At 69.9% G+C, this 13,213-nt stretch carries 14 protein-coding genes; 4 read left to right on the plus strand and 10 right to left on the minus strand.

All coding sequences use genetic code 11. The annotated features are described in order from the left end of the window. Positions 1–222: 222 nt before the first annotated feature. Both AB1K54_RS11065 and AB1K54_RS11070 read right to left on the minus strand, forming a co-directional pair. Complete coding sequence (locus AB1K54_RS11065) at positions 223–720, minus strand: helix-turn-helix domain-containing protein (RefSeq protein ID WP_371202803.1); 498 nt, start codon at positions 718–720, stop codon at positions 223–225. Positions 721–763: 43 nt separating this feature from the next. Continuing rightward, the gene (locus AB1K54_RS11070) at positions 764–1,279 is read right to left on the minus strand and encodes a septum formation family protein (RefSeq protein WP_371202804.1); all 516 of its coding nucleotides are present in this window, start codon (positions 1,277–1,279) and stop codon (positions 764–766) included. A gap of 154 nt (positions 1,280–1,433) precedes the next feature. Between AB1K54_RS11070 and AB1K54_RS11075 the strand changes: the two genes are divergently transcribed. Beyond that, entirely contained in the window at positions 1,434–1,937 is a 504-nt protein-coding gene (locus AB1K54_RS11075; protein ID WP_371202805.1) for a glutathione peroxidase, read from the plus strand. Positions 1,938–1,987: 50 nt separating this feature from the next. Here AB1K54_RS11075 and AB1K54_RS11080 read toward each other — a convergent pair whose 3' ends face one another. The 5 genes from AB1K54_RS11080 to recO form a co-directional block, all read right to left on the minus strand. Then, positions 1,988–2,683, minus strand: a complete 696-nt coding sequence (locus AB1K54_RS11080) for a DsbA family protein (protein WP_371202806.1) — start codon at positions 2,681–2,683, stop codon at positions 1,988–1,990. 49 nt (positions 2,684–2,732) lie between these two features. Beyond that, positions 2,733–3,728 (minus strand): hypothetical protein, encoded by a 996-nt coding sequence (locus AB1K54_RS11085; RefSeq protein WP_371202807.1) that lies wholly within the window; start codon positions 3,726–3,728, stop codon positions 2,733–2,735. Positions 3,729–3,731: 3 nt separating this feature from the next. Continuing rightward, on the minus strand, positions 3,732–4,400 hold the full coding sequence (locus AB1K54_RS11090) for a hypothetical protein (RefSeq protein ID WP_371202808.1): 669 nt from the start codon (positions 4,398–4,400) through the stop codon (positions 3,732–3,734). A gap of 118 nt (positions 4,401–4,518) precedes the next feature. Continuing rightward, positions 4,519–5,331 (minus strand): isoprenyl transferase, encoded by an 813-nt coding sequence (locus tag AB1K54_RS11095; RefSeq protein WP_371202809.1) that lies wholly within the window; start codon positions 5,329–5,331, stop codon positions 4,519–4,521. After that, positions 5,328–6,056, minus strand: coding sequence for a DNA repair protein RecO (gene recO / locus AB1K54_RS11100; RefSeq protein WP_371202810.1), 729 nt, complete (start codon positions 6,054–6,056; stop codon positions 5,328–5,330). Before recO ends, AB1K54_RS11095 begins: the two co-directional genes overlap by 4 nt. Positions 6,057–6,171: 115 nt before the next feature. On the opposite strand from recO, the gene AB1K54_RS11105 reads away from it, so the two are divergent. Next, positions 6,172–6,867 (plus strand): trimeric intracellular cation channel family protein, encoded by a 696-nt coding sequence (locus AB1K54_RS11105; protein WP_371202811.1) that lies wholly within the window; start codon positions 6,172–6,174, stop codon positions 6,865–6,867. 13 nt (positions 6,868–6,880) lie between these two features. On the opposite strand, the gene AB1K54_RS11110 is transcribed toward AB1K54_RS11105, so the two are convergent. Then, positions 6,881–7,948 carry a dipeptidase gene (locus AB1K54_RS11110; protein ID WP_371202812.1) on the minus strand — a complete coding sequence of 356 codons (1,068 nt, stop codon included), beginning with the start codon at positions 7,946–7,948 and terminating at the stop codon, positions 6,881–6,883. Further along, on the minus strand, positions 7,945–9,465 hold the full coding sequence (locus tag AB1K54_RS11115; RefSeq protein ID WP_371202813.1) for an MFS transporter: 1,521 nt from the start codon (positions 9,463–9,465) through the stop codon (positions 7,945–7,947). The genes AB1K54_RS11110 and AB1K54_RS11115 overlap by 4 nt, the downstream gene beginning before the upstream one ends. A 118-nt stretch (positions 9,466–9,583) precedes the next feature. On the opposite strand from AB1K54_RS11115, the gene AB1K54_RS11120 reads away from it, so the two are divergent. Both AB1K54_RS11120 and AB1K54_RS11125 read left to right on the plus strand, forming a co-directional pair. Further along, positions 9,584–10,348 (plus strand): IclR family transcriptional regulator, encoded by a 765-nt coding sequence (locus AB1K54_RS11120; RefSeq protein ID WP_371202814.1) that lies wholly within the window; start codon positions 9,584–9,586, stop codon positions 10,346–10,348. Then, complete coding sequence (locus tag AB1K54_RS11125; RefSeq protein ID WP_371202815.1) at positions 10,348–11,271, plus strand: NAD(P)-binding domain-containing protein; 924 nt, start codon at positions 10,348–10,350, stop codon at positions 11,269–11,271. The genes AB1K54_RS11120 and AB1K54_RS11125 overlap by 1 nt, the downstream gene beginning before the upstream one ends. A 135-nt stretch (positions 11,272–11,406) precedes the next feature. Here the strand turns inward: AB1K54_RS11125 and leuA are convergent, their stop codons facing one another. Next, positions 11,407–13,167, minus strand: coding sequence for a 2-isopropylmalate synthase (gene leuA / locus AB1K54_RS11130; protein ID WP_371202816.1), 1,761 nt, complete (start codon positions 13,165–13,167; stop codon positions 11,407–11,409). Between the last annotated feature and the right edge of the window lie 46 nt (positions 13,168–13,213).

Below are 13,213 nucleotides of genomic sequence, written 5' to 3' on the forward strand. Positions count from 1 at the left end.
GGGAAGAGAGCGGACGCATGGCGCCGGCTCGTCGCTGATGCCCCGGCTGAATCCGGGGCATCAGCGCTCCGCCCGAAGCGCCGCACCAGCTGGGGCGGGGCCATCAGGGCGGCGGCCTTCACTCAACAGGATTCGGATGCGGCAAGAGTATCTCGGGCCACGCCGGAATCCGGCAACGCCGCGACCCGATCACGGGCCGAAGCGCCGTCCGGGCACGTGCGGCTAGCAGGTCCGACACGGCGGGCAATCGTTGCGGGAGGCGATGAGCAGGCTGTCCAGCACACCCCGAGTCGTCACCCTCCCAGACGACACGCCTGCCAGGCCAGGCAGAAGGAGCACGCGGTACACGTGCGGGCGACGCAGGCCGAGGAACGTCTCCAGGTCGATCAGGTTCAGCATCCGCGGCAGGTGAGCGGTCAGCTCGCCCACGGCATCGGCCACCTCCACCCCATCGGACATCCCGATGCGGCGTCGCAGCTGCAGACGCAGTTCCGCTTCGGGGATGAACCAGCGGCCGCCGAGCCGATAGCCCGGCAGTGCGCCCTCGGTGAGCCGCCGCAGCATCGTGGCCGGCTTCACGCCCGCGATGGCGGCCGCTGCGGCGGCGGTGAGAAACGGCGTCCGACGGGAGCGCTGTCGCGCGCGGACAACCGTCGCCGGGACAGCCGCGGCGGGCGTCGCGCCCGGACGGGGGCCGGTCGCCAGGGCCAGGACGGTCACCGGTCACGCCTTCTTCGATGCCGCAGCGAACCCCCTTCGGGCACTACCGCGCCGCCCCGGCGAGGGTGCCGGTCACGGGGCTGGCCGGGTCGTAGATTATGCACACCACTTCACGGTCGCCGAAGCTGCGCCAGGTATCGGCCGACGGGTACAGGTAGCCGAAGTCGAGGACGGACTCTTCATAGTCGATGCCGACGAACGCGTCGAACTGCCTTATGCAGCCTTCTTCGGCCAAGGCCTCCGTCTCGGCAGCCCCGGGGAATTCGGTCTGCGTCATGTCGTACAGGAAGTAGATCTCGTTGTCGTGAAGCTCAGAGCAGGGCACTGCCGGAACGTCGGAGACGCCGCCAGCCATGTCGACGTCGTCGAAGCAGTCGCCGATGCTCAGATTGAACACATCCGCCTGCCCCGCCCCCGTGACTTCGTTCGTCTCCTCGTCTCGTTCGACCGTCTCACCGCCGAGGAACTCGGCGACGGTGGAGCAGCCCGTCAGGGCTGCGAGCAGGATCACGCCTGTCGTCAGGGCGGTCAGGGTGCGGGTGCGGGTGCGTTCGAGCATCAGATCTCCGTGTTCATCGTGCGGGCACTCACCGTTCTAAGACGCGAACGCACGGCATTCATTACGCGGAAACGACCAAGGCGCCTCAACCGGCGGCGGCTCGCGTGCGCCGAGCACCGATCCCGGCCGATGCCGCGGGCTTAGTGTGGAGGACGTGACCGAGACGACGCTGACCGACTTGCATTCGATCCCCTTCCAGACCGCCGAGGGCGGCACGACCACGCTCGCCGGCTATGCGGCCGACGTGCTGCTGGTCGTCAACGTCGCCTCGAAATGCGGGCTGACCCCGCAATACGAGCAGCTCGAGCAACTGCAGCGCACATACGGGGAGCGGGGCTTTTCAGTCGTCGGCTTCCCGTGCAACCAGTTCAAGGGTCAGGAGCCGGGATCGATCGACGAGATCCTGGAGTACTGCGCCACCACGTGGGGCGTCTCGTTCCCCGTCAACGACAAGCTCGAGGTGAACGGCGAAGGCGCCGCGCCCCTCTACCGGGCGCTCACGAGTGTCGCCGACGCCGAGGGCGAGGCGGGCGACGTCGCCTGGAACTTCGAGAAGTTCCTCGTCACCTCGGACGGTGCGGTGCGCCGCTTTCGCCCGCAGGTGAAGCCTGACGACCCCGCGATCGTCGAGGCGATCGAAGCGGCTCTGGCGTCATGACATGAGCGGGGCGGATGCCGCCTGTCGCGGCATCCGCCCCGCTCGTCGTGTCAGATCTCGACGGGGGCGGGCTGTGCCGCTTCGGCCTCGCGATGCTCGGCCCACACCTGGCGCGCGATCTGCGCGAACGCCTCGGGGGGCTGCGCACCCGAGACCCCGTACTTTCCATCGATGACGAAGAACGGCACCCCGTTGATGCCGTAGGCACTGGCCTGACGCTGGTCGGCGCGCACGTCGTCGAGATACGTGTGCGACTCGAGGGCCTCGCGCGCCGCGCCGGCGTCGAGCCCGACCTCGGCAGCGAGCGCGACCAGCTCGTCGTCCTTGCCGAGGTGGCGCCCCTCGGTGAAGTAGGCCGACAGCAGCCGCTCGGCGAGTTCGAGCTGGCGACCCTGCGCCTTCGCGAAATGCAGCAGCTCGTGCGCCTTCACGGTGTTGGTGTGCTGGAGGATGTCGAAGCGGTACTCAAGGCCGGCCTGGGCAGCGACGCCCGTGACGCGGTCGAGCATCTGCTGGGCCTGCTCGCGACTGATGCCCTTGTGCGTGGCGAGGTAGTCGGTCTCGCCGCCCTCGAAGTCGACCGGGGTGTCGGGCGACAACTCGAACGAGTGGTAGACGACCTCCACCTGCGGTGCGTCGTCATCGGCCGCAGCAGCGGCCAGTCCCGCCTCGAGGTTTCGCTTACCGATGAAACACCAGGGGCAGGCGATATCCGACCACACGTCGAACTTGATGGCATCCGTCATGTCAGGCACAACCCCCCGCCGCCGCGGATGTATTCCCCTGAACGCGCCGTCAGCTCGGCGGATCGGCGTCGGGGAAGAACCGGAATCGCAGCCGCACGCTGGCGTCGTACGGCACCACGATGGTCGAGGCATCCGCCGACCACTGGTCGGGCACGAGAAACAGCCGCTCGCCACCCTGCACCAGCAGCCGCAGCCCGTGGTAGCGGTAGCGGTAGACCTGCTGTTCTTCGAAGGGCGCGAGCTCCTGCAGCTGGATCGCGTCGTTGCCCGGAAACAGGCGCTCCTGCGTGTCGAGCACGACCGCGGGCAACGACGTCAGATCGGCCGCGAGAGCGCGCGCCTGTCCGCGGCCCCACCATTCGGCGACCGTCGCGGTCGCCCAGAACGTGCCCGCCACCATCACCACCACCAGCAGCACGACGACCGCGCGGCCCTCGCGACCGCCGCGCAGCGCACGGGCGGTCGAGGCCGCGTACGCGGCCAGCCCCGCGCCGATCGACAGCACGACCGGCGTCGCCAGCGGGGCGAGATCCCACGCGCCAAGGAGTCCCCACAGCAGCGCCAGCGCGATGCCGGCCAGGAGCAGGACGATGCCCGTCCACGCGATCGCCGACACCGTGCGGACGCGGGTCGCCGCCTCTGCCGTCCGCAGCCGCCGGCGCAGCATCCGATGCCCCACGACCAGCCCCGCGGCCGCGATCAGGATGATGATCACCGGCACGAACAGCGCGCCGGGACTGCGCATAGCGAACGCCTGGTTGCTCAGGCCCAGCACGTCCACGTCGATGCCGAAGTACGCGAAGAACGTGCGCGACGAGACGTAGCCGAAATAGAACAGCAAGCCCGTGATGAGGGTCACAGGAGCGACGAACGACGAAAGGAAACCCATCCAGCGGTCGAAGGCCAGACCCCCCGGAGGCGCGAGGGGCTCGGCGGGAGCGCCCTTCTCATCGGCGGAGACGTCCGGATCGGGCGCCGCGGCGACGTCCTGCGGCACGGGCGCCGCCGCGGGGACGTCATATGAGGCGGGCACGGGCTCTGCCATGGCTCAATCGCTCGAGATCACGATGGGCGGACCGGGCTGCGCCTCGCGCGCGATCGCCGCATCGCAGTACTGCGGCTCTGTGCACTCGAGGGTCCCCACGAACGTGACCTGCGCCTCCCCCTCGAACGCGGGGCCGGCGATGAGGATCATGCTGCAGAACACCGATGACGTCTCGGGCGTCATCGTGAAGCCGACGCACGGCACCTCGGCCCCGCGCGAGCCGCACACCGCGCCCTCGGCCGACAGCGCGCCCGACGGCGAGGACTGCACGCCGTCGATGGTGAACGACGCGTTCTGGGGCGGTTCGCCGCCCCAGAACAGCGCCACGGTCGAGCACCACTGGCCTTCGCCGAGGGACTCCGAGCCCTGGTCGCCGAACGGCGGCCCGCCGAACTCGGCGATCGGTCCGCTGCGACGCGTCTGCTGTGCGGGGTCCTCGATGTCGTCGCTCGCGTCTGGTGCCTGGTCGGTCTCGGGCGGCGCCGTCACTGCCTCGGGGGCCGGGGTGGACGCCTCGGGCGGGGGCGGCGGCTGCGGGGGCGACGTCTGGGTCGGCTCGGCCGTGGCCTCGCGGCTCGGTGGCGGCGCCTCGCCCGCCACCGACGTGCATGCGGCGAGCGACCACGCGAACGTCACCACGAGGGCGAGCGCCATCAGTGCGCGCCGCCGCACCCCGCGTCCCCTCGGCTCCATGAGCCACCTCCCGACCGCGGCATCCGCCGCCCGTACGAGAAGAGCACCAACCTGCCCCGCAGGATACGCCGGTGCGTCGCGCCGCAGAAGGGGCCGGTCAGAGCGCGGGCGGCGCGGGCTGGTCGACGGCCCCGCCGAAGCGGCGGTCGCGATCGAGGTAGAGCCCGATCGCGTGCCACAGGTCGGTGCGGCTGAAGTCGGGCCACAGCGTGTCGAGGAACACGAACTCGGCGTATGCCGACTCCCACAGCAGGAAGTTCGACGTGCGCTGCTCGCCCGACGAGCGGATGAACAGGTCGACGTCGGGCATGTCGGGCTGGTACAGGTGCCGTCGGATCGTCTTCTCGCTGATCGCGGACGGCTTCACCCGCCCGCGTGCGACGTCTTCGGCGATCGCGCGCATCGCGTCGATGAGCTCGACCCGGCCGCCGTAGTTGATGCACATGGTGAGGGTGAGCGTGTCGTTGCCCTCGGTGAGCCGCTCGGCGACCTGCAGCTCTTTGATGACAGACCCCCACAGCCTGGGCCTGCGCCCCGACCAGCGGATGCGCACGCCCCACTCGTTGAGCTGGTCGCGGCGGCGGTGCAGCACGTCGCGGTTGTACCCCATGAGGAACCGCACCTCTTCGGGCGAGCGCGACCAGTTCTCGGTCGAGAACGCGTACACCGACAGGTGCCTCACGCCCGCCTGGATCGCCCCCGCGACGACATCCAGCAGCACCTCTTCGCCGGCTTTGTGGCCCTCGATGCGCGTGAGTCCGCGGCGGTTCGCCCACCGCCCGTTGCCGTCCATCACGATCGCGACGTGCGCGGGCACGGCCCCCTTCGGGTACGCGGGCGGGTGAACGCCCGTCCAGTCGAGGGGGCGATAGGGCACGGCATCCCGATGCGTGTACGGCTTGGGACTCATCGGGGCGCCTCCACGTGCGAAAGGGAACGGATGCCGCGCTCGAGGTGCCACTGCGCGTAGGCGGCGATCAGGCCCGACGCGGCGGCGGTGGCTGCGGGGGCGGCGGCATCCACGTCGTCCCACTCCCCCGACATGAGCGACTGCAGCAGCCGCGCGGTCTCGGGAGCAAGACGGGCGGAGCCGACCGGCGCGCAGTCGCCGCACACCATGCCGCCCAGCTGCGCGACGAACGCGTCGTGCGGGCCGACACGGCTGCAGCGGGCGCACTCGTCGAGTGCCGGCGCCCACCCCGACAGCGCCATCGCGCGCAACAGGTAGGAGTCCAGAATGCTGCGCGAGACGTGCTCGCCGCGTGCAAGCGAACGCAGCCCGCCGACCAGCAGCAGGTACTGCTGCGGAGTGGCCTCGGCCTCGTTCAGTCGGTCGGCCGTCTCGACCATCGCGCTCGCGGCGGTGTAGCGGTCGTAGTGCACGGCGATGTCGGCGCCGTACGCGCCGAGCGACTCGGCCTGCTGGACGATGTCGAGCGAACGGCCCTGGTACAGCTGCACGTCGGCGACCATGAACGGCTCGAGCCGGGAGCCGAAGCGCGAAGACGTGCGACGCACCCCCTTGGCCACAGCGCGCAGCTTGCCGTGGCGACGGCTGAGCAGCGTCACGATGCGGTCGGCCTCACCCAGCTTGTGGGTGCGCAGGACCACGACCTCGTCGCGATAGGTGGGCACCCCTCCATTATCGCCGGGGCGCCGACGCAGGCGGTCGGGGCGCGCTCCCGTCCGGCGCGAACGCCCTTCGGCGGTGCGCACGCCGATCCCGCGGCCCCGCCCCGACAATGGGAGCGTGGACGAGCCGACCTTAGTGATCCCGCTGTGGGCCGACCTCACCGCCGTCGGACTCGGCGGTGTGCAGGGCGCGCTGTTCGCATCCGGCTTCCGTGGGGAGCGCCGGCTCGACCTGCTCGGCGTCGCGATCATCGGCATCGTCATGGGCATGGGCGGCGGCCTCATCCGCGACCTGCTGCTGAACGTGACTCCCACGACGCTGCAGAGCGACTGGTATCTCGTCACCGCCGCCGGCGCGGCCCTGATCGGGATGCTGCTGGCGGGGGTGTTCCGCCGCCTCAACGGGATCATCGTGGGCTTGGACGCGCTCGTGATCGGCCTGTTCGGCGCGTTCGGCACGAGCAAGGCCCTCGCCCTCGGCCTGCCGATCGCCCCGGCGATCTTCGTCGGCGTGTGCTCGGCGGTCGGCGGCGGCATCCTGCGCGACATGATCATGGGCCTTCCGGTGGCGATCATGCATGTCGGCTCGCTCTACGCGGTCGCCGCCGCGGCCGGATGCCTCGTCCTGGCGATCCTGCACGGAGCCGAGATCGACCTGGTCACCGCCGCGGCGATCGGCATCGTGGTCACCACGGTGATCCGCCTGCTCGCGGTGATCTTCGACATCTCGCTGCCCGAGCAGCGAGCCCTCTACCGCCGCAAGGTCGCGGTCGAGACCACGGCGATCCCGATCGTCAAGCCGCACGGAGACTGACACGCGGCTCCGATCAGCGCCCGGGTCGGTCGTCCGCACCGGCTGAGGCGAGCACCCGAAGGGCATTGGCGCCGAGCAGCAGCGTCGTCTCTCGCTCCCCATATCCGCGCCGCAGCAGTTCCGAGACGTAGAGCGGCAGCGCCCGGTAGCGTGCGAGCACCGGCCGGAAGTTGGCATCCATGTCGGTCCCGAGCGCGACATGTTCGGGTCCCACGAGCTGCGCGACCTCGAAGGTGCGATCGACGAACTCGCCGAGCGTGCGCTGACCCAGTCCGGCGGGCCAGACGCCGACCAGCCCGCCGTGCGTCGCGATGGCGAGCGCGGTCTCGCGGCCGATGAAGCGCGGGTGGTCGATCGTGCCGCGGACATGCGTGTGCGAGCAGATCACCGGACCGGTGGCGACCGACAGGGCATCCTCGATGGTGGATTCGCTCGCGTGCGCGAGGTCGACGACGATGCCCTGCTGCTCCAGCTCGCGCATCACCTCGACGCCGAAGGGCGAGAGCCCGCCGTGCCGCGCGGGCGAGGTCTGCGTGTCGGCGACGGCATTGGCGCGATAGTGCACCAGGCCGACGATGCGCACCCCGGCCCGCTGCACTGTTGCAAGCTCGTCGGGGGCATCGTCCAGAAAGTCCGCGCCCTCGATCGTGAGAATGCCCGCGACTCGGCCCTCGCGGTGCGCGGCGAGGATGTCGTCCGGCCCCAGCGCGATCGCTGCTCCGGCGCGGGTGAGGTGGGTACGCAACGCGGCTAGTTGGACGCGTAGGCTCCGCCACGCCTCACCAGGGGCGAATTCTCGACGCGGCGCAAGTCCACCGCGCGTGGGGCCGAGCACCGGAAGATCGCCGACCGCGGCGAAGCTTGCGGCTGTGACGCCTCCCGCCGCGAGGTCGTGGACGGCGCGCTTCTCGCTCGCACCGCGAGCAGCCCACACCCGCACGGGCACGGTCGCGCCGCGAAGCCCCCGCACGAAGGTGCGCCCGGGGTGGGCGTGCAGGTCGACAACGGGGTTCTGCGCAAGCAGCTCCTGCGACCACCGCAGGGAAGGAGGATGCGGCCTGAAGCCGAGCTGCGCCCTCACGTCGCGGCCCCCTCGGGGACCTCTGGAGCATCGCGCAGGGTGTTGACGGGCAGGAAGAACAGCACCACCGTCGCCGAGGCCGTGGCGGCGGCGGCCACGAGCCACACCACGAAATAGCCTGACAGCGGCGAGGCGGTGGTTGTCGTGTCGCCGCTGCTGAGAGCGAGGGCGAAGATCGCCGACGCGAAGGCGCCTCCGATGGTGCGGTGGGTGTTCGTCATGCCGCTGGAGATGCCGGTGCGGCCGGGGGGAGCAGCGGCGGCAGCGGCGGCCGGGATGCCGGCGGCGATCAGCCCGCCACCCAACCCGCCAATGCCGACCGCGACGATCCATGCGACCAGGCTCGCGTGCATCGACGCGATCATGACGTACTGAGTCGTCATCAACGCCGCGCCGATGGCGAGCGACCAGCGCGCGCCGCACACGCGCGCCAAGATCGGGAACATCCCGGCGGCGACCGCCATCGTCGCGAGTTGGAGACCCATGATCAGCGAGACCTGCGCAGAGTCCATCCCGAGACCGTAGCCCACCGCGCTCGGATCGGTGCTGGCGAAGGTCACGAGCGGCACCTGCGTGCCCAGGATCGCGACACCGAGCAGGCCCGCGGCCAGTTGCACAGGCCACATGGGGCGAGTGAGCAGCAGGCGCAGATCGATCGCGGGGTGACGGTGGCGCAGTTCGTGCCGCACGAAGGGCACGAGAAGCGCCGTCCCGGCGGCCAAGACGATCCAGGTCAGCGCAGAAGCCGGACCGAGCACGCGCAGCAGACTGAGCGCGCCCATGATGAGGAACAATGCCCCTGCCAACAGGCCGAGACCACGTCCGTCGAGGGTGCGCGTGGTGCGATTCGGCGGGGATTTCGGCACGAACAGCAGTACGACGAAGAACGCGACGGTCGTCGCCATGGCCGGCACGATGAGTGTGAGGGTCAGCGCGCGGGTGACCGCGTCGACGCTTGCGGCGGTGACACCCGCACTGAGCGCAAGATCGAGAGCTTCGCTGCCACCGAGCCAGGTGAACATGCGTCCACCGAGCAGTGCCGCACCGATGGCACCCACCTCGAGCCCGACCACCAGCACCCCAGCGGCCTTGCGCGTGGCCGACGCCGGCCGGCCGAGCCGTCGCGCGCGGTCGAACACGAGCGCGATCTCAAGGGGAAGCCAGACGACGAGGAATGCCTGCAGCGCCCAGCCGATCAGGAACGTCCAGTAGTCGCCCGCGAACGCGACCCCCCACGACGCGCCCGCCACGACGGCTACCGTCGCAAGAAGAATCCGTCGATGACCGAACAGGTCGCCGAGTCTGGCCAGCACAGGCAGGCTCACTGCGGCAACGAGGGTCTGCGCGGCCTCGAACCAGTTCCAGTCGGCATCGCGGATCTCGAGATACCGGGCGATCGGAGTGACCAGCGGCAGGTAGAACGACTGCAGTGCGCCACTGACGACTTCGACCAGGACGAGCGCGCCGACCAGCCCGCCGCCGAGAACGATCCGGTGGTCGATTCGGGTTGTCGCCACAATCACTCCTGGGCCTTCGTTCGAGATGTGTGTCCGGCGAGCCTAAGCGAGTGATTCCACTTTCCGCAATAATAGTTGCCACTAGTGAAACTCATTCGATGGGAGAGGACGCTTCGGCATGCAGAAGGGTCAGAGTGAGTCGGCCGTCGGCAAAGCGCTCGATCTGTTGGACGCGGTCGCAGGGGCCACGCAGAGCCTGACGCTGAGCGAGCTCGCCGATCGCACCGGGATGAACCGGCCGACCGCTCTGCGAGTGCTGCGCGAACTCGTCAATCGCGGCTGGCTGCTGAGAATCGACGCGCACTATCTGCCGGGCTCATCGCTGCTGCGTCTGAGCGCCCACGCGCGGCAGCGTTCGCTCGCCGCGTTGGCGCGCCCGCATCTCGAACGGCTCTCGACGAGCATCGGGCTGATGGTCAACGTGCAGACCCTCGAGGCGGAGGGCTCGCGAATCCTCGACGCGGTGCGTCCGGAGCGGTACCGCATGCTCGACCGGATGATCGGCGACCTTCTCCCCGTGCACCAGTACGCGGGCGCCCAAGCACTCGTCGCCCACCTCGACGACGACGCTCGCTCGCGACACCTCGATCACGCCGAGGCGCTCGGCATGGATGCCTCCGGGCGCGCGGATCTCATCCGCCAACTCGACGAAGCCCGTGAGCGCGGGTACGTGATCGTGCTGCGCGGCTCGCCGGAGGTCGCCGCCTCGGTCGCCCGCGCCGTGACCGACACGCGCGGGCTTCCCGTGTGCGCGATCACGGCGGTCGGATTCGACGACGATCTCACCGAGCCCAGATTGTCGAAAGCGATCTCGGCGCTGGAGACCGCGGGGGCCGGCATCCTGACCGCGCTTCGCTCCCGCGCGGTCGAGGATGAGACGTGATGCTGCTGCTCAACGGTGCAGCGACTCGCGCGGCGCTCGCCGAGGCCGATCTGCGCCCGAGGATCGCCGAGGCCTTGCAGGCGATGGCCGCGGACGAAGCGCATGCTCCCGCGCGGTTAGTCGCCCGCGCGCCCGGAGGACTGATCGCCGCCATGCCGGCGTATGTACCGCGCCTCGGTCTTGCCGCCAAGGTGGTGTCCGTGTTCGCGGATGCGGGAGCCACCCGCCACCGCGGAGTGGTGGCCCTTTTCGACGAGGCGACCGGGGTGCTGCGATGCCTCATCGACGCCGAAGAACTCACGGCAGCCCGCACTGCTGCAACCGCCGCGCTCGCGATCGACGCACTCGCGCCTCACGCCCGCAGCGTCGCCATCGTCGGCACCGGACGACTCGCGCGGGCCGTCGGCGGTGCGCTGGCCGACTCTGCCGAACTGGTCATCTGCGGTCGGTCACGGCAGGCCGCGCAAGCGGCGGCAGCCGAATGCCGAGGCCGTGCGGCCGCGATCCCAGAGGCGGTGACGGGCGCGGAAGTGGTCGTGCTCGCCACCTCGGCGACTCAGCCCGTCATCGAGCATCGGTGGCTCCGCGCCGGGGCCCTCGTGGTCTCGCTCGGCGGGTCCGAGGGGTGCGAGGTGGATAGCGAGACCGTTGCGGCCGCCCGGATCGTCGTGGAGTGGCACGGCGCGTGGCGTGAACCACCGCCCGCGGGCGCGCACGAACTGCAGGGACTCGACCCCGGGAGGGCGCGGCTGCTCGGCGACTTCATCGATGACCCCGAGACTTCGCGCGGACTGACGCTGTTCAAATCCACCGGGACCGCACTGGTGGATGTCGCTGCTGCCGCCTCAGTGTGGAGCGTGCTCACCGAGCGACCGAGCGCCGTGCCCGGCGTCTTGTCGGTGCCGTGGGAAGCGGGGGCGTAGTCAGCCCTCACTCGCCGAACTCAGAGGCAGGCACGCGCTGATGTGTTCGAGCGCGGACTCCCGACGGGGCACCGAGATGCGCGCAAGCCCGCGGTCTCGGCGCCCCGTCGCAGTGTCGACGTGACAAGCGAGCGGTCAGACCGCCGCGAGTTCGCCCGCGTGCTCGCGCGTGCGGATGGCTCGGTTGACGCCCGACACGATCGCCTTGAGCGACGCGGTCGAGATGTCGCCGTCGATCCCGACGCCCCACAGGCGTTCGCCGTCGACCTGCAGCTCGACGTAGGCGGCCGCGTTCGCGTCGCCGCCGGCGCTGAGAGCGTGCTCGACGTAGTCGTAGACCGTGACCTCGAACCCGTGCGCGCGCACGATGTCGAGGAACGCCGCGACCGGCCCGTTGCCATGACCGGATGCCGCCACCCGCTCATCGCCGTCGCGCAGCGTGACTTCGAGCACGACGTCGCCGGTCATGTCGCTCTGCGTGCGGGTGGAGAGCAGTTCGAAGCGGCCCCAGCGCTCGTCGGCGACATCCGACGGCAGGTACTCGTCGTTGAAGATCGCCCAGATCTCGTCGCTCGTGACCTCGCCGCCCTCGCTGTCGGTCTTGGCCTGCACGACGCCCGAGAACTCGATCTGGAGCTTGCGGGGCAGGTCGATCGCGTGGTCGGCCTTCAGCAGGTAGGCCACGCCGCCCTTGCCCGACTGCGAGTTGACGCGGATGACCGCCTCGTACGAGCGGCCCAGGTCCTTCGGGTCGATAGGCAGATACGGCACCGCCCACTGGATCTCGTCGACCGTGACGCCCTCGGCGGCCGCGCGGGCCTCCATCGCCTCGAAGCCCTTCTTGATGGCGTCCTGGTGCGAGCCGCTGAACGCGGTGAAGACGAGGTCTCCGGCCCACGGGCTGCGCTCGGGCACGGGCAGCTGGTTGCAGTATTCGGCGGTGCGCTTGACCTGATCGATGTCACCGAAGTCGATCTGCGGGTCGATCCCCTGCGTCAGCAGGTTGACGCCCAGCGCCACGATGTCGACGTTGCCGGTGCGCTCGCCGTTGCCGAACAGGCACCCTTCGATGCGGTCGGCGCCCGCCAGGTAGCCGAGCTCGGCGGCCGCGATGGCGGTGCCGCGGTCGTTGTGCGGGTGCAGCGAGATGATGACGTTCTCGCGGTTGTCGAGGTGACGGCCCATCCACTCGATCGAATCGGCGTAGACGTTGGGCGTGGCCATCTCGACGGTGGCGGGGAGGTTGATGATGAGCTTGCGTTCAGGGGTCGGAACCAGCACCTCCATGACGCGGTTGCAGACCTCGACGGCGAACTCGAGCTCGGTTCCCGTGTAGCTCTCGGGCGAGTACTCGTAGTACACCGTCGTATCGGGGACGGTCGCCTCGTACTGCTTGCACCAGCGCGCGCCGTTGAGGGCGATGTCGATGATGCCCTGCTTGTCGGTGCGGAAGACGACCTCGCGCTGCAGCACGCTCGTCGAGTTGTAGAGGTGCACGATCGCCTGCTTGGCGCCGCGGATCGACTCGAACGTGCGGGCGATGAGCTCCTCGCGCGCCTGGGTCAGCACCTGGATCGTGACGTCGTCGGGGATGAGCCCTTCTTCGATGAGCTGGCGCACGAAGTCGAAGTCGGTCTGGCTCGCACTCGGGAACCCGACCTCGATCTCTTTGTAGCCCATGCGCACGAGCAGGTCGAACATGATGCGCTTGCGCTCGGGGCTCATCGGATCGATGAGCGCCTGGTTGCCGTCGCGCAGGTCGACGGCGCACCAGCGGGGCGCCTCGGTGATGCGCCGGCCGGGCCACGTGCGATCGGGCAGATCGACCGAGATCTGCTCGTGGTAGGGCCGGTACTTGTGGACCGGCATGGTCGACGGCTTCTGGTTGTTCTTCATGGGATCGGCTGCTTCCTCGTCAGGTGAACGGGCCGCACAGCAAGCT

The sequence above is a fragment of the Microbacterium sp. BWT-B31 genome (assembly GCF_041379855.1).
In the GTDB taxonomy this organism is placed as follows: Bacteria; Actinomycetota; Actinomycetes; order Actinomycetales; family Microbacteriaceae; genus Microbacterium.

What these genes read in the sequence shown, in the direction of transcription:
- AB1K54_RS11070 (WP_371202804.1), bottom strand. Translation starts at nt 1,279, where the DNA reads ATGCTCGAACGCACCCGCACCCGCACCCTGACCGCCCTGACGACAGGC.
- AB1K54_RS11080 (WP_371202806.1), bottom strand. Translation starts at nt 2,683, where the DNA reads ATGACGGATGCCATCAAGTTCGACGTGTGGTCGGATATCGCCTGCCCC.
- AB1K54_RS11085 (WP_371202807.1), bottom strand. Translation starts at nt 3,728, where the DNA reads ATGGCAGAGCCCGTGCCCGCCTCATATGACGTCCCCGCGGCGGCGCCC.
- AB1K54_RS11095 (WP_371202809.1), bottom strand. Translation starts at nt 5,331, where the DNA reads ATGAGTCCCAAGCCGTACACGCATCGGGATGCCGTGCCCTATCGCCCC.
- AB1K54_RS11120 (WP_371202814.1), top strand. Translation starts at nt 9,584, where the DNA reads ATGCAGAAGGGTCAGAGTGAGTCGGCCGTCGGCAAAGCGCTCGATCTG.
- AB1K54_RS11125 (WP_371202815.1), top strand. Translation starts at nt 10,348, where the DNA reads ATGCTGCTGCTCAACGGTGCAGCGACTCGCGCGGCGCTCGCCGAGGCC.
- leuA (WP_371202816.1), bottom strand. Translation starts at nt 13,167, where the DNA reads ATGAAGAACAACCAGAAGCCGTCGACCATGCCGGTCCACAAGTACCGG.